The 20,932-nt window shown below is 71.7% G+C and carries 16 protein-coding genes; 12 read left to right on the plus strand and 4 right to left on the minus strand.

From position 1 onward, the window contains the following. Positions 1-143: 143 nt before the first annotated feature. Entirely contained in the window at positions 144-1,691 is a 1,548-nt protein-coding gene (locus ACZ4XD_RS29985; protein ID WP_468047154.1) for a S1 family peptidase, read from the minus strand. 396 nt (positions 1,692-2,087) lie between these two features. Here ACZ4XD_RS29985 and tdh point away from each other — a divergent pair, with 396 nt between their 5' ends. From tdh to ACZ4XD_RS30005, 4 genes are all read left to right on the plus strand, one after another. After that, positions 2,088-3,116 carry an L-threonine 3-dehydrogenase gene (tdh, locus tag ACZ4XD_RS29990; RefSeq protein ID WP_468047155.1) on the plus strand — a complete coding sequence of 343 codons (1,029 nt, stop codon included), beginning with the start codon at positions 2,088-2,090 and terminating at the stop codon, positions 3,114-3,116. A gap of 66 nt (positions 3,117-3,182) precedes the next feature. Beyond that, complete coding sequence (locus ACZ4XD_RS29995) at positions 3,183-4,382, plus strand: glycine C-acetyltransferase (protein WP_468047157.1); 1,200 nt, start codon at positions 3,183-3,185, stop codon at positions 4,380-4,382. Between the two features lie 35 nt (positions 4,383-4,417). Beyond that, positions 4,418-5,326: a LysR family transcriptional regulator gene (locus ACZ4XD_RS30000; protein ID WP_468047159.1), complete on the plus strand. Its 909-nt coding sequence runs from the start codon at positions 4,418-4,420 to the stop codon at positions 5,324-5,326. A 144-nt stretch (positions 5,327-5,470) separates the two neighbouring features. Continuing rightward, the gene (locus ACZ4XD_RS30005; RefSeq protein ID WP_468047161.1) at positions 5,471-6,829 is read left to right on the plus strand and encodes a chloride channel protein; all 1,359 of its coding nucleotides are present in this window, start codon (positions 5,471-5,473) and stop codon (positions 6,827-6,829) included. A 23-nt stretch (positions 6,830-6,852) separates the two neighbouring features. Here the strand turns inward: ACZ4XD_RS30005 and ACZ4XD_RS30010 are convergent, their stop codons facing one another. Together ACZ4XD_RS30010 and ACZ4XD_RS30015 are read right to left on the minus strand one after the other, a co-directional pair. Continuing rightward, positions 6,853-7,521, minus strand: a complete 669-nt coding sequence (locus tag ACZ4XD_RS30010; RefSeq protein ID WP_468047163.1) for a formylglycine-generating enzyme family protein — start codon at positions 7,519-7,521, stop codon at positions 6,853-6,855. Between the two features lie 42 nt (positions 7,522-7,563). Continuing rightward, positions 7,564-8,595 (minus strand): PHP domain-containing protein, encoded by a 1,032-nt coding sequence (locus ACZ4XD_RS30015; protein ID WP_468047165.1) that lies wholly within the window; start codon positions 8,593-8,595, stop codon positions 7,564-7,566. Between the two features lie 767 nt (positions 8,596-9,362). Between ACZ4XD_RS30015 and ACZ4XD_RS30020 the strand changes: the two genes are divergently transcribed. From ACZ4XD_RS30020 to ACZ4XD_RS30055, 8 genes are all read left to right on the plus strand, one after another. Continuing rightward, on the plus strand, positions 9,363-9,590 hold the full coding sequence (locus ACZ4XD_RS30020; protein ID WP_468047167.1) for a type A2 lantipeptide: 228 nt from the start codon (positions 9,363-9,365) through the stop codon (positions 9,588-9,590). A gap of 179 nt (positions 9,591-9,769) precedes the next feature. Beyond that, the gene (locus tag ACZ4XD_RS30025) at positions 9,770-10,576 is read left to right on the plus strand and encodes a hypothetical protein (protein WP_468047169.1); all 807 of its coding nucleotides are present in this window, start codon (positions 9,770-9,772) and stop codon (positions 10,574-10,576) included. Next, on the plus strand, positions 10,573-12,858 hold the full coding sequence (locus ACZ4XD_RS30030) for an NHLP family bacteriocin export ABC transporter peptidase/permease/ATPase subunit (RefSeq protein ID WP_468047171.1): 2,286 nt from the start codon (positions 10,573-10,575) through the stop codon (positions 12,856-12,858). The genes ACZ4XD_RS30025 and ACZ4XD_RS30030 overlap by 4 nt, the downstream gene beginning before the upstream one ends. Before the next feature lies 1 nt (position 12,859). After that, positions 12,860-15,739 (plus strand): NHLP bacteriocin export ABC transporter permease/ATPase subunit, encoded by a 2,880-nt coding sequence (locus tag ACZ4XD_RS30035; protein WP_468047173.1) that lies wholly within the window; start codon positions 12,860-12,862, stop codon positions 15,737-15,739. A gap of 99 nt (positions 15,740-15,838) precedes the next feature. After that, positions 15,839-16,297: a cyclic nucleotide-binding domain-containing protein gene (locus ACZ4XD_RS30040; RefSeq protein ID WP_468047175.1), complete on the plus strand. Its 459-nt coding sequence runs from the start codon at positions 15,839-15,841 to the stop codon at positions 16,295-16,297. Between the two features lie 389 nt (positions 16,298-16,686). Beyond that, positions 16,687-17,304 carry an ImmA/IrrE family metallo-endopeptidase gene (locus ACZ4XD_RS30045; RefSeq protein ID WP_468047177.1) on the plus strand — a complete coding sequence of 206 codons (618 nt, stop codon included), beginning with the start codon at positions 16,687-16,689 and terminating at the stop codon, positions 17,302-17,304. After that, positions 17,297-18,586 (plus strand): MAB_1171c family putative transporter, encoded by a 1,290-nt coding sequence (locus ACZ4XD_RS30050; protein ID WP_468047179.1) that lies wholly within the window; start codon positions 17,297-17,299, stop codon positions 18,584-18,586. Before ACZ4XD_RS30045 ends, ACZ4XD_RS30050 begins: the two co-directional genes overlap by 8 nt. A gap of 229 nt (positions 18,587-18,815) precedes the next feature. Then, positions 18,816-19,781: a phytoene/squalene synthase family protein gene (locus ACZ4XD_RS30055; RefSeq protein WP_468047181.1), complete on the plus strand. Its 966-nt coding sequence runs from the start codon at positions 18,816-18,818 to the stop codon at positions 19,779-19,781. A gap of 42 nt (positions 19,782-19,823) precedes the next feature. Here ACZ4XD_RS30055 and ACZ4XD_RS30060 read toward each other — a convergent pair whose 3' ends face one another. Beyond that, on the minus strand, positions 19,824-20,555 hold the full coding sequence (locus ACZ4XD_RS30060) for a helix-turn-helix domain-containing protein (RefSeq protein WP_468047183.1): 732 nt from the start codon (positions 20,553-20,555) through the stop codon (positions 19,824-19,826). Positions 20,556-20,932: the final 377 nt, after the last annotated feature.

The following is a 20,932-nucleotide window of genomic DNA, read 5'->3' on the forward strand; positions in this document are numbered from 1 at the left end:
GGGTCGGAGTAGGGCCGGTATTCTGACACCGCTCCGGAGGCGGTCGCTATGGTTCCGCCACACTCAGGGGCCGGCACGCTCACCGGCCCCGCTCTCCTTCGTCGTGAAGGGGCGGGGCCGGTCGCGCAGTGGGTTCCCGTCCGTCAGTTCAGGGCGTCACCGCCGCCCGCGCCGGGGTCCTGGGCACCCGCTCCCGGGTCCTGCGCGCCGGTACCGGGGTCCTCGGCGCCCGCACCCGGGTCGCCCGCTCCCGCACCGGCGCTGCCGGCTCCGGCGTTTCCGGCCCCCGCGTTGCCGGCACCGGCGTTTCCCGCACCGCCGCTCGCCGCATTGCCGCCACCCGCGGCATTGCCACCGCCCGCACCGTTGCCGCCGGCCGCGCCGTCGTCGCCGCCGCCCGCACCGGCGTCACCGCCCCCGGCGCCGATCTCCGCACCCGTGGCCTTGAGGGCGTCGGTGACCGGCTGGAAGAAGGTCTCACCGCCCGCGGTGCAGTCGCCGCTGCCGCCGGAGGTCAGCCCGACCGCCGAGTCGTCGGAGAACATCGCGCCGCCGCTGTCACCGGGCTCCGCGCAGACGTCCGTCTGTATGAGGCCGTTGACGATATCGCCGTTGCCGTAGTTCACCGTCGCGTCCAGGCCGGTGACGGTGCCGTCGTGCAGCCCGGTGGTGCTGCCCGAGCGCTGCACCTTCATGCCGACGGCCGCCTCCGCGGCCTTGGTGATCTCCTGGGTGCTGCCGTTGCCCAGGTCGACCGCGCTCTGCGGCTTCGCGGCGGTGTCGTCGTAGGTGACCAGCGCGAAGTCGGTCTTCGGGAACTTGGAGTCGGCCACCGTGCCCAGCGGCTGGCTGCCGCCCTGGTCCGCCGTCCAGGTCTTGGAGTCGTTGCCGCAGTGACCGGCCGTCAGGAAGGCCGGTGCGCCCTTGACCGTGACGTTGAAGCCCAGCGAGCAGCGTGCGTTGCCGCCGAAGATGGCACTGCCGCCGATCGGCCCGGCGGCCTGCCCGCCGTCTCCGGCACCGCCACCGTCGTCTCCCGCGCCACCGGCCGCGTCTCCGGCACCACCTGCGGCGTCTCCCGCGCCACCGGCGGCGTCTCCGGCACCCCCCGCGGCGTCTCCGGCGCCACCCGCGCCGCTGCCCGCCGCGCCTCCCGCCGCACTTCCCGCGTCCCCGCCGTCGTACCGCTTGAACTCACCCTGCGACCGCTTGACGGTCACCATGCCCTCGCCCATGCCGTTCGTGGCCTTGCTGAGGGTGGCCATCTTTGCGCCGGTGACGGTTCTGTCGGCGGTCACCACGATCTTGTTGGTCTTCGGGTCGATCGCCCAGGCGGTGCCGGGCACCGCCGCGGTCTCGCGCAGCGTCTTCGCACCGGACTTCAGCGCGGTCATGCTGTTGTGCACGACCTTGGCGACGGCGCCCTTGTCCCGGACGCTCGCGGCGTCGTCCTCCGACAGGACGTTCATGACCAGGTGGCCGTTCGAGCTGTCCAGGTACCAGCCCGCGCTCTTGTCCCCGAGGTCCGCCTTCAGGGACGTCGCCAGCTGCGTGGCCGAGTGGGCGCTGAGCGTCTTGGGGGCCGCCGGCTGGTCCGTGCTCGCGTTGGCGTTGGGGAGCAGGATCGCTGCGGCCGCGACGGCGGCCACACCGGCGGTGGCGATGGCGCCGGTCCGCAGGCGCTTGTTCACATGTCGGTGGCTCAATTCACTGACCTCCAGGGACGCACAGGAACGGGGCACACGGGAGGCCGCGGTGCGTCGCGCCGGCACCCGTGTGTGGTGCTCACCCAGTCCTACGTAGCCCCGGGCACCCCGGTCTCACGGCCACTCAAGCTGTGATGAATTCCGACGCTTGCGGTGGCGAACGTTTACACTCCCGGGCCCCGCCGGAGCATGACCAGCCTCACGTCCCGGCGGGAGCGGGCGGCCGGAAGCCCGGTGCCCAGGGGGCGTAAAGGGCAGCTGTGACCGCGCTTAAGAAAACCTCGATGGACCGCGCGGCCGAGGTACGGAAGATTTCCCTGACGAAGATCGGGTGGCCGGGGCGGGCCCCCGGCAGGTCACGTACGTACGGGAGCCGCTGCGGTGAAGGCACTGGTCAAGGAGAAGACGGAGCCGGGTCTCTGGCTCATGGACGTGCCGGAGCCGGCCATCGGCCCGGGGGATGTGCTGATCAAGGTGCTGCGCACCGGCATCTGCGGCACGGATCTGCACATCCGGGCCTGGGACGGCTGGGCCCAGAAGACCCTGACCACCCCGCTGACCATCGGCCATGAATTCGTCGGCGAGGTCGTGGAGACCGGCCGCGACGTGGCCGACATCAAGGCCGGTGACCTGGTCAGCGGCGAGGGCCACCTGGTCTGCGGCAAGTGCCGCAACTGTCTGGCCGGCCGCCGCCATCTGTGCCGCGCCACGGTCGGCCTCGGCGTCGGCCGGGACGGTGCCTTCGCCGAGTACGTGGCGCTGCCCGCCTCCAACGTCTGGGTGCACCGGGTCCCCGTGGACCTCGATATCGCCGCGGTCTTCGACCCGTTCGGCAACGCCGTGCACACCGCGCTGTCGTTCCCGCTGGTCGGCGAGGACGTGCTGATCACCGGCGCGGGACCGATCGGCATCATGGCCGCGGCCGTCGCCCGGCACGCCGGAGCCCGCAATGTCATGATCACGGACGTCAGCGAGGAGCGCCTCGCCCTGGCCCGCAAGGTCGGCGTCAGCCTCGCCCTCAACGTCGCCGAGGCGACGATCGCCGACGGCCAGCGCGAACTGGGCCTGCGCGAGGGCTTCGACATCGGGCTGGAGATGTCCGGCCGGCCCGAGGCGATGCGCGACATGATCACCAACATGACGCACGGCGGCCGGATCGCGGTGCTCGGTCTGCCGTCCGAGCAGTTCCCCGTCGACTGGTCCCGGATCGTCACCTCCATGATCACGATCAAGGGCATCTACGGCCGGGAGATGTTCGAGACCTGGTACGCGATGTCCGTGCTGCTCGAAGGCGGCCTCGACCTCTCGCCCGTGATCACCGGCCGCTACTCCTACCAGGACTTCGACGCCGCCTTCGACGACGCCGCCAGCGGCCGCAGCGGCAAGATCATCCTCGACTGGACCGTTTGATTTCTGGCTCGGTTCGCCTCCGGGGCACGCCGGCCTCACTCGTCTCACGCATCTCAAGGAGCCCCCATGCTCGATTCCGTACGCAACGAACTGCGCGGCACCCTCGACGAGATCCGCGCCGCCGGGCTGCACAAGCCCGAGCGCGTCATCGGCACCCCGCAGTCCGCGACGGTCGCGGTCACCGCCGGAGGCAACCCCGGTGAGGTCCTCAACTTCTGCGCCAACAACTACCTCGGTCTCGCCGACCACCCCGAGGTCGTCGCGGCCGCCCACGAGGCGCTCGACCGCTGGGGCTACGGCCTCGCCTCGGTCCGCTTCATCTGCGGCACCCAGGAGGTCCACAAGGAGCTGGAGCAGCGGATCTCCGGCTTCCTGGGCCAGGAGGACACCATCCTCTACTCCTCGTGCTTCGACGCCAACGGCGGAGTCTTCGAGACCCTGCTCGGGCCGGACGACGCGGTGATCTCCGACGCCCTCAACCACGCGTCCATCATCGACGGCATCCGCCTGTGCAAGGCCCGCCGCTACCGCTACGCCAACCGCGACCTGGCCGATCTGGAACGCCAGTTGAAGGAGGCGACCGCGGGCGGCACCGGCCGCACCCTGATCGTCACCGACGGCGTCTTCTCCATGGACGGCTATGTGGCGCCGCTGCGCGAGATCTGCGACCTGGCCGACCGCTACGGCGCCATGGTGATGGTCGACGACTCGCACGCCGTCGGCTTCGTCGGCCCCGGCGGCCGCGGCACCCCCGAGCTGCACGGGGTCATGGACCGCGTCGACATCATCACCGGCACCCTCGGCAAGGCCCTCGGCGGCGCCTCCGGCGGCTATGTCGCGGCCCGGGCCGAGATCGTCGCCCTGCTGCGCCAGCGCTCGCGCCCGTACCTCTTCTCCAACTCGCTCGCCCCGGTGATCGCGGCCGCCTCGCTGAAGGTGCTCGACCTGCTGGAGTCGGCCGGTGACCTGCGCGAGCGGCTCAACGCCAACACCGCGCTGTTCCGCTCGCGGATGACCGAGGAGGGCTTTGACATCCTCCCCGGCGACCACGCCATCGCCCCCGTCATGATCGGTGACGCGGCCGAGGCGGCCCGGATGGCGGAGCTGCTCCTGGAGCGCGGCGTCTACGTCATCGGCTTCTCCTACCCCGTGGTCCCGCAGGGCCAGGCGCGGATCCGCGTCCAGCTCTCCGCCGCCCACTCCACCGAGGACGTCAACCGCGCGGTCGACGCCTTCATCGGTGCGAGGGCCGCCCTCGGGGGCTGACACCGCCCGCGGGCCGCTCCTGCGAGACTGGAAGCATGATCGAAGCACGACGGCTGCACATCCTCCGTGCGGTGGCCGACCACCGCACGGTCACCGCCGCGGCCGCCGCGCTCTATCTCACGCCCTCGGCGGTCTCCCAGCAGCTGGCCGCCCTGGAACAGGAGACCGGCCACCGTCTGGTGGAGCGCAGCGCCCGCGGCGTCCGGCTGACCGCCGCGGGCGACATCCTGCTCACCCACGCCAACGCCGTCCTGGCCCAGCTGGAGCGCGCCGAGTCCGAGCTCGCCGCCTACGGCTCGGGCGAGGCGGGCACGGTGACCGTCGCGGCCTTCGCCACCGGCATCGGCCTGGTCGTCGCGCCCGCGCTCACCGCCCTCGCCCGCACCGCCCCCGGCATCCGGGTCCATGTCCAGGACGCCGAGGGCGATGCCAGCCTGCTGATGGTCCTCGACCGGCAGGTCGATGTGGCGGTGGCCGTCGAATACCGCGGCGCACCGGGCGCCGACGACCCACGGCTGACCCGGGTCCCGCTCTACGCCGAGCCGTTCGATGCGGTCCTGCCGCCCGGACACCGCCTCGCCGAGACGGACCGGCTGGCCGTGGCCGATCTCGCCGGCGACCCCTGGATCGGCCCCTACCCCGGCAACCCCTGCCATGACGTGGTGGTCCTGGCCTGCGAATACGCCGGTTTCCAGCCGCGCCTGGAGCACACCTCCGACGACTTCCGCGCCGTCGTCGCGCTTGCCTCGGCCGCGGCGGGCGTGGCCCTCGTCCCCCGCTCGGCGCTGCGCGACATGGACCTCACGGGGGTGGTGGTCCGCCCCGTCGACGATGTGGCCCCCACCCGCAGGGTCTTCGCCGCGGTACGCCGGGGAGCCGAGGAGCACCCGCTGTTCCGCCCGGTGCTCGCCGCCCTCCGGGAGGCGGCGGCCTCGCAGGGGTGAGGCAACTGCCGCGACGGAGGGCCGGATCGCCGTGCCCCGCCCGGCGGCGCCCGAGCTGCCGGCCCGGACCGGTCGTGGCAGGCTCATCACCGCGGCGGCCCGGGCGGGCGCCGGGGCAGCCCCGGTTCCGAGGAGGCGAGGCGCATGTCGGTCGGCCCGGCCGGACCGGTGGGCGGAGCAGAGAACACCGCGCCGCAGGACCCCTACGCGCTGGTGCGCACCCGCGGATATCTCAAGCTGCTGCTGGTGGCGGGCGCGATCGGCGTCCCGGTCTGCGCCGTCGCGTTCGGCTTTCTCGCCCTGGTCCACGAGCTGGAACCGCTGATCTACGAGGACCTGCCGCGGGCGCTCGGCTTCGCCGGCCCGCCCCTCTGGTGGCCCATCCCGATGCTGCTGGTCGCCGGGCTGCTGGTCGGGCTGACCGTCCGTTACCTCCCCGGCGGCGGGGGCCATGAGCCGGCCGACGGGCTGGCGCTCAGGGGTGCGCCCCCGCTCTCCGCGCTCCCCGGTGTGTTCCTGGCGGCCCTGGCCTCCCTCAGCTTCGGCGTGGTGCTCGGCCCCGAGGCACCGCTGATCGCCCTCGGCGGCGGCCTGGGCGCGGGCGCCGTACGGCTGCTGAACCGTAACCTGCCGGCCCAGGCCGCCGCCGCGGTGGGCGCGGCCGGCAGCTTCGCGGCGATCAGTGCCCTGCTCGGTTCCCCGCTGCTGGGCGCGTTCCTGCTGATGGAGGTGTCGGGGCTGGGCGGCCCGATGCTGGGAATCGTCCTGGTGCCCGGCCTGCTGGCGTCCGGACTGGGGGCGCTGATCTTCACCGGGCTGGGGGACTGGACCGGGCTCGGCACCTACTCGCTCGCGCTGCACGACATCCCCGCGGCCTCCGTGCCCAGCATCCCGGAGTTCGGCTGGGCCCTGGTCATCGGGCTGGCCGCCGGCTTCGCCGCGACCGGCGTACGGCGCTTGGCGCGGTACCTCAAGGGGCATGTGGTCCGGCACCGGGTACCGGCCACCCTCGTGATGGGCCTCGTGGTGGGCGCGCTGGCGACGGCGTTCGCCGCGGCCACCGGCAAGCCCGCCTCCGAGATGCTCTATTCGGGCCAGTCGGCGCTGGGATCGCTGTTCCGGGACAGCGCCGGCTACACGGTGGGCGCGCTGCTGCTCCTCATCCTGTGCAAGGGCCTGGCGTACTGCGCGTCGCTCAGCGCCTTCCGGGGCGGCCCGATCTTCCCCGCGCTGTTCCTCGGTGCGGCGGGCGGTGTCGTGCTGTCCCACCTGCCCGGACTGTCGCTCACCGCGGCCTTCGCGATGGGGGTGGGCGCGATGTGTGTGGCCATGCTCCGGCTGCCGATGACCTCGGTGCTGCTGGCCACGCTGCTGCTGGGCAAGAGTGGTCTGACGGTGATGCCGCTGGTGATCGTCGCCGTGGTCGTCGCCTACGTGGTGGTGCTGCGCCTCACTCCGGCCACCGCGCCGGACCTGCCGTCCGCCGCACCCCACCCCGCCTGACGGCGGCGCCGGAGCCCCGCCCGTCAGAGGGAACGCGCGATACGGAAGCCCACGTCATCGATCCGGAAGGTCGGGTGGCTGCGGCGCCGTACCGAGGCCCGGCAGCTCCAGCGCTCGTCGAACCATCCGCCGCCGCGCAGCACCCGGTAGCTGCCGTAGACCTCGGCGTCGTAGACGTCCCAGCACCACTCCCACACATTGCCCAACATGTCGGACAGACCCCATGCGTTGGGCTGCCGGCCGCCGACCTCGTGGCTGCGTTCCTGCGAGTTGCCGCGGTGCCAGGCGATGTCGTCGAGCCGCCCGTACCGCGCCGCCGTCGTGCCGGCCCGGCAGGCGTGCTCCCACTCGGCCTCGGTCGGCAGCCGGTAGCCCTCGGCGGAGCTGTCCCACTCGATCCGCTCGGCGCCGGGGTCCAGACGATATGCGGGCGCCAACCCCTCCTGCGCGGACAGGGCGTTGCAGAACCGGACCGCGTCCCACCACGAGACGCCCTCGACGGGGAGCCGGTCGCCCTGCGCGCTGCTCGGGCGCTCGCCGGTGACCTGCGCATACCGTTCCTGGGTGACCGGGCACGGGGCGAGCCGGTAGGGCGCCAGCTCGACCGGCCAACTGCGCCGCGTCCGCCGGTCCGACAGCGTCACCCGGCCCGGTGGGACGGCGACCATCTCGTACTCCGTGCGCATGTCCATGAGGAGGCGAGCGTACCGTCCCCGCGGCGGCCGGGAGCGGGTTCAGCGGCGCGGGGTCCGGCCCGTCCGGGTCCAGGTGGCCAACTGGCGCTCCGTCCAGGTGTTGATGACCCGCTCCGGCGGGACGCCGCACTCCTCGGCACGGGCACAGCCGTAGATCTGCCAGTCCAGTTGGCCCGGTGCGTGGGCGTCGCTGTCGATGGAGAAGAGGGTCCCGGTCTCCAGCGCCAGGCGGAGCAGCCGGCGCGGGGGATCGAAGCGGTCGGGCCGGCAGTTGATCTCCACCGCGGTGTGGTGCTCGGCGCAGGCCGCGAACACCGCTTCGGCGTCGAACTGCGATTCCGGGCGCGGTCTGCCGGTGATCTGCCGCCCGGTGCAGTGACCGAGCACGTCCACCAGCGGATTGCGGACCGCGGCCAGCAGCCGCCCGGTCATCGGCCCCTTGTCCATCCGCAGTTTGGAGTGCACCGAGGCGACCACCACATCGAGCTGTTCCAGCAGCTCCGGCTCCTGGTCGAGGGAGCCGTCGTCGAGGATGTCGCACTCGATCCCGGTCAGCAGCCGGAACGGTGCCAGCCGCTCGTTCACCTCCGCCACCAGCGACAACTGCTGCCGCAGCCGCTCGGCGGTCAGTCCGCGGGCGACGGTGAGCCTGGGGGAGTGGTCGGTCAGCACGCACCAGGAGTGGCCGAGGTCCCGGGCGGCCCGCGCCATCGTCTCGACCGGGCTGCCGCCGTCCGACCAGTCCGAGTGCAGATGGCAGTCGCCGCGCAGCGCCTGACGGAGCCGCTGTCCCTGGTCCCCCTCGACCAGCGGGCCGCCCGCCTCCTCCTCAAGGTGCGTCAGATACTCCGGCCGCGTGCCCGAGAGCGCTTCCTCGATCACCCGGGTGGTCTTGGGTCCCAGTCCTTTGAGCCGCGCCAGCGAGCCGCTCCGGGCACGGGTGCGCAGTTCGTCGGCGGACAGCGCACCGATCACCGTCGCGGCCGTACGGAACGCCTGGACGCGGTAGGTCACCGCCCCTTGCCGCTCCAGCAGAAAGGCGATCCGCTCCAGCGCCTCCACGGGCTCCACGTACGGCTCCTTCCCGGGGCGCGGCCCCGCAGCGTCGTTTCTCACGGTGCCCCACCCGGTGGGCGGCTGCCACCGGGCCGGCGGCGCGGGGTGCCAATCGCCCATTACCGACGGGTCCGAAGGCGCTCCGTTATGCGGTTATGTCCGTTGTCCGGTCACTCGATCCGTTCCTGATCCGTTTCCATGGAAATGGCATATGGATAGCGCCGATGCGTTCATTCCATGCGTTCGGCACCGTCGATAAGGTCCATTAACTCCGGGCGAATCGGGCGCACTTAATGCCCGTGCAACATTCGGCGCGGCCCCGCCGGAAGCGCGCGTCGGAGGTGTCTGCCCGTATCGCGCCGAGGTGCCGTAAAAATTGGCGCCCTTCAAAGAATCTGCACACCGAATGTGCAGTCGGCACACGCTCCGTCGTCCCGAATTTCCACGCTGACCTGCGGCTCAGCGGTTTGGTGACGGAATGTCCAGTTCGCCGAACGGGTGCTTGCCGAGTTCCTGGAAAAGAAACCGGAGGAGATGTGAAGAAGCTGCCACCAAGTCATGGACGGGCGTGCACGTCAGGTATTTCGACGGGGCGATATCGCCCGGATCAGCGGCTACCCGATTAGCAGCACAACGCGCCTGCATGCTTTGATCCTTCGCACTGCGGGAGTCACCCCCCGGTTCCCGATTTCGGGAACCCGACTGCCGCTGCCGCGACCGGGCCGACCCACCGGACGGTTCGGGCGCGGGTTTTTCGAGATATTCATCCGAAGGGAATCATCATGAACTCCACCCCCCAGGTTCAGACGCAGGAAATCTCCGACAGCGACCTGGACAACGTGTCCGGTGGCCTCGTCGGCGGCGTGGTCGGCACCGCCACCAGCACCGTTGACTCCATCGCCCCGGTCTCGGGCACCGTTGGCACCGCCACCGGCCTGGTCGACGGTGTCGCCGGCACCGACACCGCGGGCGTCGTCGGCACCGCCACGGGCCTGGTCGCCGGTCTCTGAGCCCCTTCTGTGCCGCTGAGCGGCACAGCCGGCTTTGAACGGTGACAACGGCAGGTCGGCGCCCCCTCCTTGCCGATATGCCGGGCCGGCTGCCCCGGTGCGCCCGGACTCCATCCGGGCCCCGGGGCACCGGCCACCACCCGTCCGAACCAGAACGTTGCAGTTGAGGGAAGAGTGTCGTGCAGTTCCGCCAACAGGCCCTTTCCAAACTGCAGTCGCCCGAGGAAATCGATCTTCCGGTGCGGTTCGCCCGCCCCCAGGGCTGGCTCGTGCTGACCGTCACGGTCCTCTTCGTGATCGCCGCCTCCGTATGGGCGGTGACCGGCACCGTGTCGTCCACCCTGAACGCACCCGGCATCCTCACCCACGGCCAGGGCAGCTACGTCCTCCAGAGCCCCGTCGCGGGCCAGGTCACCGCGGTACTCGCGGAAGAGGGCAAGCGAGTGGCCGCCCACACCCCCGTGCTGAGGGTCCGTACCGAGCGGGGCACCGCCGTCGTCCGTACGCTCGCCGCCGGCCGGCTGACCACGATGGTCGCCACCATCGGCTCCGTCGTCACGACGGGAGCGGATGTGGCCTCCGTGGAACGCATCGCCCGGGCCGACGACCCCCTGACGGCGACGCTGTACGTACCGGCCGAGAGCGGCGCCACGGTGCCCGTCGGCGCCTCCGTCGACCTCACCGTCCAGTCCGTGCCGACCCAGCAGTACGGCGTCCTGCGCGGACGGGTCAAAGCGGTCGGCAGGACCGCGCAGTCCCGCCAGCGGATCAGCACTTTCCTGGGCAGCAGCCAGCTCGGCGAGGAGTTCTCGCAGCACGGCCAGCCCGTCGCGGTCCTGGTACAGCTCGACGCCGCCCCGCACAGCAAATCCGGCTACGCCTGGTCGACCTCTGACGGCCCGCCGTACGCCGTCGACTCCATGACGCCGGCCAGTGGCGCCGTCCACCTGGCCGCGCAGCACCCGATCGATTGGCTGCTGCCGTGACCGCCCCGCACGACTCCGCCGCCCCGCAGCAGCAGTTGCCACCGCCGGTCCGCGGCCGCCGCCGCTCGGAACCCGCGCCCGGCGCCCGCCGCAATCGCCGGGCCGCGCCCGCCCCGAAGCCCAAGAAGACGAAGACCGTCCGCACCCCCACCGTCCTCCAGATGGAGGCCGTGGAGTGCGGCGCCGCCTCGCTGGCCATGGTGCTGGCCCACTACGGACGGCATGTGCCGCTCGAAGAGCTGCGGATCGCCTGTGGTGTCTCCCGCGACGGCTCACGCGCCAGCAATCTGCTCAAGGCCGCCCGCAGCTACGGCCTCCAGGCCAAGGGCATGCAGATGGAACCGGCCGCGCTCGCCGAGGTGCAGGCGCCCGCCATCCTGTTCTGGGAGTTCAACCACTACGTCGTCTACGACGGCACGGGCCGCCGCATGGGCCGCCGCGGCGTCCACATCAACGACCCCGACAAGGGCCGCCGCTTCGTGGCGACGGAGGACTTCGACACCAGCTTCACCGGCGTCGCCCTGGTCCTCGAACCCGGCGAATCCTTCCGCAAGGGCGGCCGTAAGCCCGGCGTCCTCGGCGCCGTGCCCGCCCGGATGCGCGGCACGACCGGCACCCTGCTGGCCGCGCTGCTCGCCAGCCTGCTGCTGGTCGCGGTCGGCGCGGCGGTGCCCGCGCTCAGCCGGACGTATATCGACATGTTCCTGATCGGCAACCAGACCTCGCTGCTGGGGCCGCTCTTCGCGTCGATGGCCGCCATGGTCGCGCTGACCGCCGTACTGACCGGTCTGCAACAGGCCAACCTGCTGCGCGGCCGCATCATCTCCTCCACCCTCACCAGCGCCCGCTTCCTGCGCCATCTGCTCAGACTCCCGGTCACCTTCTTCGCCCAGCGCAGCCCGGCCGACCTGGTCCAGCGGCTCCAGTCCAACGACGCGGTCGCCGAGACGCTGGCCCGTGACCTCGCCGCCGCGGGCGTGGACGGCATCGTCGTCGTCCTCTACGCCTTCCTGCTGTGGACCTACGACCCCCAACTGACCGTCATCGGCGTGGGTATCGCGCTGCTCAATGTCGTCGCCATGCGGATCGTGATCCGGCTGCGGGCCACCCACACCCAGAAGCTGCGCGCCGATACCGCGCGGCTGACCAACACCTCCTACACCGGCCTCCAGCTCATCGAGACGATGAAGGCCACCGGCGGGGAGAACGGCTACTTCCGCCGCTGGGCCGGCCAGCACGCCACCACCCTGGAGGTACAGCAGCGGCTGGGCGTGCCGAGCGCCGCGCTGGCCGTGGTCGCCCCCACCCTCGCCACGCTCAACAGCGCGCTGATCCTGTGGATCGGCGGACTTCGGGCGGTCGAGGGCCATATCTCCATCGGTCTGCTCGTCGCCTTCCAGGCCCTGGTCACCCGTTTCACCGCGCCCATCACCCGGCTCAATGGAGTGGCGGGCCGGATCCAGGACTTCGCCGCCGACGTGGCCCGCCTCAAGGACGTCGAGAGCTTCCCCGTCGACACCCTCTACTCACGCCCCGAGCCGGAGGCCGACACCCGCCGGCTCAAGGGCCATGTGACGCTGGAGGACATCACCTTCGGATACAGCCCGCTGGACAAACCGCTGCTGACCGGCTTCTCCCTGGCCGTCGGCCCCGGCCGGCAGGTCGCTCTCGTCGGCGGCTCCGGCAGCGGCAAGTCCACCGTCTCCCGGCTGATCTCCGGCCTCTACAGCCCCTGGGAAGGCACCATCCGCATCGACGGACAGCGGCTGGAGGACCTCTCCCGCAGTGCGCTGGCCGCCTCCGTCTCCTTCGTCGACCAGGACATCTTCCTTTTCGAGGGCACGGTCCGCGACAACGTGGCGCTGTGGGACCCGTCCATCCCGGACGACGCGGTGATCACCGCCCTACGGGACGCCGCGCTCTACGACGAGGTGATCGCCCCCCGCCCCGACGGCATCCACAGCCGGGTCGAGCAGGACGGCCGCAACTTCTCCGGCGGACAGCGGCAGCGGCTGGAGATCGCCCGCGCACTGGTCCGGCGCCCCAGCATCCTGGTCCTCGACGAGGTCACCAGCGCACTGGACGCCCGGACCGAACAGATCATCATGGACAACCTGCGGCGGCGCGGCTGCGCCTGCGTCGTCATCGCCCACCGGCTGAGCACGGTCCGCGACAGCGACGAGATCGTCGTCCTCGACCACGGGGTGGTCGTCGAACGCGGCCGGCACGAGGACCTGGTCGCCGCCGGGGGCCCGTACGCCGAGCTGGTCAAGGAGCACTGACGTGTCCGTACCCCCGTCCGCGGTCGTGGGACCGGGCGACACCGATGCCGTCACCTATGCGCTGGGCGGCCTCGGCACGCCGGTCGACTGCACCGGGCTGCGCAGCGTTCCCCTGGAGGGCCCGCATGTGCTGTGGCTCGTCACGGGCGGCTCGCTGGATCTCTTCGCGGTCGACGCCGCACAGGAGGGGCACTGGCACTTCCTCGGCCGCCTCGAAGCGGGCACCCTGCTGCTCGGCCCGGTCGCGGGCCCGCAGCACACCCTGCTCGGCCGGCCCTCCCAGGACTGCCTGCTGCGCCGTATACCGCTGCGCGAACTGCCCCGCTACGAATACGGGGAGTACGGCGACACCGGGGCGTTTCCGCAATACGGCGCGCAGGGCTACGGCAACGACCCCGCGTACGGCGGCCAGGGCGAGGCGCCCTCCGCGCTGGAGCACGCCTTCGCGCTGGGCACCGCCCGCAGCCTGGGCGTGCTGTTCGAGGCACCGCTCGACGGCCGCCCCGGCGACGAGGCGGTGGCCGACGACGACATCCTGTGGATGCCGGTCCCGCCCGGCAGCGTGCAGTACGGCGCCTCCTACGGCGCGGACGCGGCCGGCGATCTGCTGGTGGACCCCGAGCTGTGGCAGCAGATGGTCAATCAGCAGTACCGGCTGCTGTCCGCCGTCGACCGCTGGATCGAGCAGCTGGAGCGCGCCCACGAGGACCGCACGGCGGCCGGCATCAAGGCGGGGGAAACCGTCCGCGAGCGCGCCGACCAGGCGCTGGTGGCATCCATCGGCCGGGCCGGGCGGGGCGGTACCACGAAGGACCGGACCAGCGACGACACCACCTTCGCGGTCTGCCGCACGGTCGCGGAGGCGGCCGGCATCACCCTCACCGAGCCACCGAAGGGCGGTGCCGTCAACGACCGGATCACCCCGGTCGAACGGATCGCGGTCAGCTCGCGGATCCGGACCCGCGCGGTCCGGCTCCAGGGACCCTGGTGGCGGACCAACACCGGGCCCCTGGTGGGCCATCGCGCCAAGTCCGGTGCACCCGTGGCGCTGCTGTGGCGCCGCGGCCGGTACGAGGCGGTCAACCCGGTCTCCGGGCTGCGGATGCGCCTCGGCAAGGACAACGCCGACGAACTCGAACCGCGCGCCGTCATGTTCTACCGCCCGCTGCCGGAACGGCCCATGAGCCTGTCGCGGCTGATGCTCTTCAGCCTGCGCGGGACCCGGATGGACCTCCGCAATCTGGCCCTCAGCGGACTGGTGACCGTCGGCCTCGGCGCCCTCGTCCCCATTGCGACCGGCAAGGTGCTCGGGGAGTACGTACCGAGCGCCGACAAGAGCCTGATCGTGCAGGTCTCCCTGGCCGTCATGATCACCAGTGTGGTCTCCGCCGCCTTCATGCTGCTGCAGAACCTCACCGTCCTGCGGATGGAGGGCCGCATCGAGAGCACCCTCCAGCCGGCCGTGTGGGACCGGCTGCTGCGGCTGCCGACGAAGTTCTTCACCGAACGCTCCACCGGCGAGCTGGCCAGCGCCGCGATGGGCATCAGCGCCATCCGCCGGGTGCTGTCCGGCCTCGGCCCGGTGGCCGTGCAGTCCAGCACGATCGGCGCGATGAACCTGGTGCTGCTGCTCGTCTACAGCGTGCCGCTGGCGCTGGCGGCGATCGCCATGCTGCTCGTCATCGGTGCGGTGTTCCTCGCCATGGGCCTGTGGGAGCTGCGCTGGCAGCGACGGCTGGTCAAGCTCGGCAACAAGCTCAACAACCAGGCGTTCCAGACCCTGCGCGGGCTGCCCAAACTGCGGGTCGCCGCGGCCGAGAGCTTCGCGTACGCGGCCTGGGCCCGGGAGTTCGCCCGCTCCCGGGAACTCCAGCAGAAGGCCGGCCGGATCAAGAATCTGACCACCGTCCTCAACGCGGTCTATCTGCCGGTCTGCTCGCTCACCCTCTTCATCCTGCTGGCCGGCCCGGCCCGCGGCACCATGTCGGCCGCCTCCTTCCTCACCTTCAACACCTCGGTGACCATGCTGCTGACCGCGGTCACCCAGATCACCGGCGCGTTCGTCTCGGCCGCCGCCGCGCTGCCGATGTTCGAGCAGATCAAGCCGGTGCTGGACGAGAAGCCGGAAGTACGCGGGGCCAGCGCCCAGCCCGGCACCCTGTCCGGCGGCATCGAGGCCAAGAAGCTCTCGTTCCGCTACACCGACGACGGCCCGCTGGTCCTCGACGATGTCTCGCTGCGGGTCGAACCGGGGGAGTTCGTGGCCGTCGTCGGCCCGAGCGGCTGCGGCAAGTCGACCCTGCTGCGGCTCCTCATCGGCTTCGACAAGCCGTCCTCGGGCAGTGTGCTCTACGACGGCCAGGACCTGGCCGCCCTGGACCAGGCGGCGGTCCGCCGGCAGTGCGGGGTGGTGCTCCAGAACGCCCAGCCGCTCACCGGATCGATCCTGGACTGCATCTGCGGCGCCGAGGCCTTCACCCAGGAAGAGGCCTGGGCGGCCGCCGAGATGGCGGGCCTGGCCGAGGACATCAAGCGGATGCCGATGGGCCTGCACACCATGATCTCCGGTGGTGGCGCGATCTCCGGCGGCCAGCGGCAGCGCCTGATGATCGCCCAGGCGCTGGTCCGCCGCCCGCGGATCCTGTTCTTCGACGAGGCCACCAGCGCCCTGGACAACGAGACCCAGCGCATCGTCAGCGACAGCACCAGCCGGCTCAGCGCCAGCCGGCTGGTGATCGCCCACCGGCTGTCGACGGTCATGGACGCCGACCGTGTGATCGTGATGGCGGAGGGCCGGATCGTCGAGCAGGGGGCCCCGGCCGCCCTGCTCGCCGACACCGGTGGCCGGCTGCACGATCTGGTGCGGCGTCAGCTGACCTGACCGGGACCGGGCTGCGGCCCGCCGGTGCCCGGCGGGCCGAGCCATTCCCCCGATCCCCGCGAAGCTCCGCATATCGTGCAGGGAGCGAGCGGAGGACGCATGACCATGATCGAAAATATGCTCGACGAGTTGCCGCCCGACCGGCGCCGACAGCTGACCGATATGGCCGTCGAGGTGTCGCTGCCGCGCGCCACCCGGCTCTTCGAGGAGGGCCGGCGGGCGGACCGGTTCTGGATCATCCGCAGTGGACAGGTGGTGCTCGACCAGCACGTTCCCGGGCGTCGGGCGGCGGTGGTGGAAACCCTCGGCCGTGGCGAACTGCTCGGCTGGTCCTGGCTGTTCCCGCCCTATCTGTGGCACCTGGGAGCGGAGACCGTCGGCCCGGTGGAGGCCGTGGAGTTCGACGCCAGGGCGATCCGTGAGCTGTGCGAATCCGACCCCGTCCTCGGCCGGGCGATGTACCGCTACGTCGCCAAGACAGTGGCCGACCGGCTGCACGGCACCCGCACCCGGCTGCTCGATCTGTACGGGCCCCAGGGCAGCGGCCTCGACCCCTGAGGGCTGTCCCGTACTCCCTGGCGGGCGCACGACGACGGCTACTGCCGGAGGGTGGTGGCCCCGCCGCCGAGCCGGACGTCCTGGCCCTGCGCGGCCTCCCGCGCCCGTTCGAGAGCGGTGGCCGGGCCGCCGCCGAGCTCAGCGCCGTATCCGTGGCGGTCACCGCACCGGGGCGTGTCGCTCCCGGCCCCCCTCCGCGCAGGGCCGCCCCGGACCACCGGGTAGCTTTTGGCTTGCGCAGGGCTTCCGCCGCCCTCGTCCCGGGAGGAAGGTTCCGTGCGGCCCTGGCGCACCGACAACCCCCGACCCACCGGGCTCGCCGTCGTCCCGGATCGCGTACCGTTCCTTCCTCACCCCGAGCGCAGCAACAGCTGTAGGAGTATCCGTTCATGTGGTGGCCCCGTCGTCATGGTCCAGCGCGGCAGGCGAAAGCGCCGCAGCCCACCCGCCACCGGCCGCCCAGTTCCCCGTGGACCTCGCTCCGGGAGCAGTTGGCGGTCTTCTTCGCGACCTGGTCCGTCACCCGGCTCGTCCACCGCGACCTCGGGCTGTCCGGTGTACGGGACATGCAGGGACTGGTCGACGCCGTGGCCGTGCGGCGCAACAAGCCGATCACGATCACGGAAGTGCCGCTGCCGCAGCAGGTGTCCGGGTTCTGCGCCCGCGGCAAGGACCGTGACTTCATCGTGGTGGATTCCACCGCGAACGAACTGACCCGCCTGCACGTCAGCCTGCACGAGCTGTTCCACCTGTGGGAGGAGCACCCGGCCGAGGACGGCTCCGCCGGCCAGCTCATGACCGAGGAGACCGTGCGCCAGCTCCTTCCCGGACTGAAGGCGGGCCCGGTGCTGAAGGTCCTCAACCGTTCGCACTACGACAGCGCGCATGAGCGGCGGGCAGAGGCCTTCGCCACCGTGATGCTCCAGCGCCACCTGGAACTGCGGCGCGATCAGCGCACCAACGGGTTCCTCTCCTCGGCGCTCTCCCACAGGAGGTCCGGTGTCTGAGAGCGCCTCGAACGTCGTCTACCTGGTCATCGCGGTCATCGACTTCGTGATCGCCGGGTGGAAGTGCCTGGCACTGCTGCGCGATCCCACTCCGACGCTGTCCCTGATCACGGTGAACTTCGTGGCGTCCGGCCTGGTGTTCGCGATGGCCGCACCCGCCGGGTACCGGATGCTCGGGGAACTCACCGGCGTCCCCAGCTTCGCCACCCTCCCCGTCTACATCGGCATCCTGAGCTGCTTCTCCCTCCTCCACCTGCTCACGATGCTGTGGGATCCCCGGCTGCGGCAGCGCCCGGCGGTGCTGCGCCGCCGGGTCACGGTGTGGTCCGCGGCGTATCTCGCGGCACCGGCCGTCATGGTCGCCGCCTTCTGCTCCGCCGATCTGTCCGGGCCGACGGACCCGCTCAAGTTCAACACCAACTTCGCGGGTGATCCGCCGATCCAGGTGTTCCTGGCGGTCTTCCTCACCACCTTGGCCTGCGGAACCCTGAACACCTACCGGCGGTGCCGCAAGCTGAACCCGGCGGACCCCCGGTTCCGGCGCGCGCTGCGCTCCTTCGGCACCGCCATGCTGTTCGTCTTCGGCTATGTGGTCTGCTCCGTCCCGGCCATCACGCTGGCCGCCCTCGGCAACCACGCCCTGGACACGGTCGGGGTGCTCGGCTCCACCTTCGGCTCGATCGGCGCCCTGATCACCAGCTACGGCCTCTCCGGAGCCGCGGTCGGCGCCTGGCTGCGCGAACGCCGGGACATCAAGTCCCTCCAGCCGTTGTGGGACCTCGTCGTCGAAGGGGTCGACGAGGACCTCGCCTTCAGCGTGGACAGCGCACGGAGCCATCGCCTGGCCTGGAACGTGGGGTTCAACCTGCACCGCCGGGTGATCGAGATCCTCGACGGGATGCGCGCGCTGCGCCCCTGGGTGTCGCCCCTGCCCGCGGCCGCCGTCTACGCCGCGCAGGAACAACAGGCATCCCGGGGCGCCGCCGACGCCCGACCGCTCTCGGAGCAGGAGTTGCAGGCGGCGGCCACCGCCGCTGTCCTGCGGGACGCGGCGCAGCGCCTCCAGGCCGCCCGGCTGGCGGCGGCGGCACAGGGGCATTCCGGCCATCCGCAGCCGCCTGACGGACCGCAGGTGGCGCTGCCCGGCGAGGACACCCCGGCCTCCGACGAACGCCAACGGCTGCTGCGCGTCGCCCAGGCGCTCACCGCCCCGCTGGTCACCACGGCGCTCCAGGCCGTGCGCGTACAGCGGTCCGCCACCGAGGTGCCCGAAGGGCAGTAGTCCCCGCCACGGCCGACGTGGCCCGCTCCCGGCCGGCCCGGGAGTCGCGACCATGCCTCCCGCACAGGGCGCCCCGGCCGGAAGGCGGTAACTCCCCTCGCGGCCGGGCGGCTTGGGGGTGCGTCCGCGGCCCGGTGCACCCCGTGAGCGGTGCCGCTGCCGGGACGGATCGGCCCCTCGGCCGCGATCACCTAAGGTGAAACCGCACTCTAGGAAAGGGGCGCTGACGATGGCCACGTGGCCGAAGACGCTCGACCGGGCAGGGATCACCGATCCCGCACTGCGTCGTGACTACAGCGAACAGCGTCAGCTGGTGGCGCACTACGCCCGCGCGGAATACACGGCCGTGCGTCTGCTGCTTCCCGCGCCGCTGGTGCCCGACGTCATCGCCGCGACCGCGTTCATGCACCACAGCGACAACCTCATCGACCAGGGACCGGTCGAGGAGCGGATCGCCGCGCTCGCCGACTGGGAGAGCCGGGTGCATGCCGCCCTCAAGAGCGGCGAGGCCGACCAGCCCGTGCTGCGGACGCTCCTCGACACCCTCGCCAGGCAGCCGCAACTCCGGCAGTACGTCGAAGAGTTCCTCGCCGGGGCGCCGCTGGAGGTACAGACGGCGGGATTCGCCACGGAGCGCGACCTCCAGCACTACATCGATGGCTATTCGCTGCCCGCCTTCCTGCTCATCGCCTGTCTGCTGGGCGACGGAGCGCCCACCGCGCCGTACGTCGACGGCTGCCGGACCTTCATCGAGGCGAGCCAGCGGCTGGACTTCCTGAACGACCTCGCCGAGGACCTGGCCGGCGGACGCCTCGGCATCCCCGAAGAGCTCCTCACCCGCCACGGCCTGACCCGCACCGGCCTGACCGGCAAGGACGGCGCCGCCGCTGACGGCTTGCGCCCGCTGCTCGCCGACCAGGTCCGGCAGATCCGCTCGGGTCTGTCGGCGTCGTACGGGCTCGTGGATCTGGTACCCGCCCGCAACCGGCCGTTCGTCCGGGCCCTCGTCAGCATCCAGGGCCTCACGCTGCGCGCGGCGGCACGGAAGGGGTCCACGCTGCTCGACGGTTCCGCCCGGCCGCAGGTGCCGGCGGCCCTGCGGGTGCTCGCCCGGGAATACACGGCCGCGCGTCGCGACCGTGACACGAAGTCAGCCGTCAGCGTGAGCGGGTCGACGGCAGGCAAGGCGGCCTGAAGCCGGAGACGGACCGGGCGGACCGGCGGCGTCCGGTTCCGTTCAGCCGCTGTGCCGGCCCGGGGGCGGACGCTCCTCGTTCTCGGGCCGGGCCAGGCCCAACAGCCCCTGGATCAGCGGGAAGACCCGCCTTCTGCTCCTGGAGGGCAGCGAGCGCATCCGGTCCGTGAGCTCCCGTACCTCGGGGTCCTCGCCCTCGGGCCGGCTCAGCACCTCGGACAGCGCGTCCCGGAGTTCCCGGTCGATCCTGCTGTCGCCGCTGGTGCCGCTGCGCATCGCCAGCCGGTTGATGCCCTTGCCCCTGAGCAGCGCGAGATGGGTCAGCTGCTCATGCGTCGACTGGAGCGCGCGGTACAGCGCCTGACGCTCGGTGGCGGTGAAGAAGCCCGGCTCGACCTCGAAGAACTTCTCCAGTTTCCGGGTGACATCCAGCCCGGGGCTCTTCCGCTTGCCGTTCAGGAGGTAGCCGACCTGGCCGTGGGAGATACCGGCTCCCGCACCGATCTCGTCGAGGGTGTACATCTTCCCGTCGGGCTTGCGGCGGGTCTCCCGCAGGAAGACGAGGCGGTCCTGGAAGGAGTCCCGCACCGTCTCGGATTCCTCGCCGGTGTCATCGAGCAACGCCTGTACGCGGGGGACCGGGAGGCCGGTCCGGTGCGAGAGGTGATCGATGTCGATGACGTCGCGCCCGAGGTCCAGGTCCCGGAGAAGCTCGTCGATCGCCGCGACGACGGCTCGAAGACCATCCGCCGGGTGCATGTCTGAGGCATCCATGGCGATGGGCGGTCTCCTGGTCGGTGGACAGACGGGACGGCAGCACGCTCGCGGCCGCTCCGAGGTTAGCGGTAGCCAGCACCGTACGCCATGGAGGGGACAACAATTGTGTCAAGGGGCATCTTTCGATGGTCCGTGAAGTCGTCACCAGCGCTCTTGAGTTAAACGATTGTTGACAACGTGGGTTTGGTTGAAGGATCCTCACCAAGGCGATGCCGCTGAATGACCGGCGGGCACGTTGCGCAGGGGGCCGCTCAGCTTTCCCGCACCTCGCAACTGCCGCGCCCTTCCCGGCGTGGGGGGGGGGGGGGGGGGGGGGGGGGGGGGGGGGGGGGGGGGGGGGGGGGGGGGGGGGGGGGGGGGGGGGGGAGAGACAC

Source organism: Streptomyces sp. NPDC029466, from assembly GCF_055574515.1.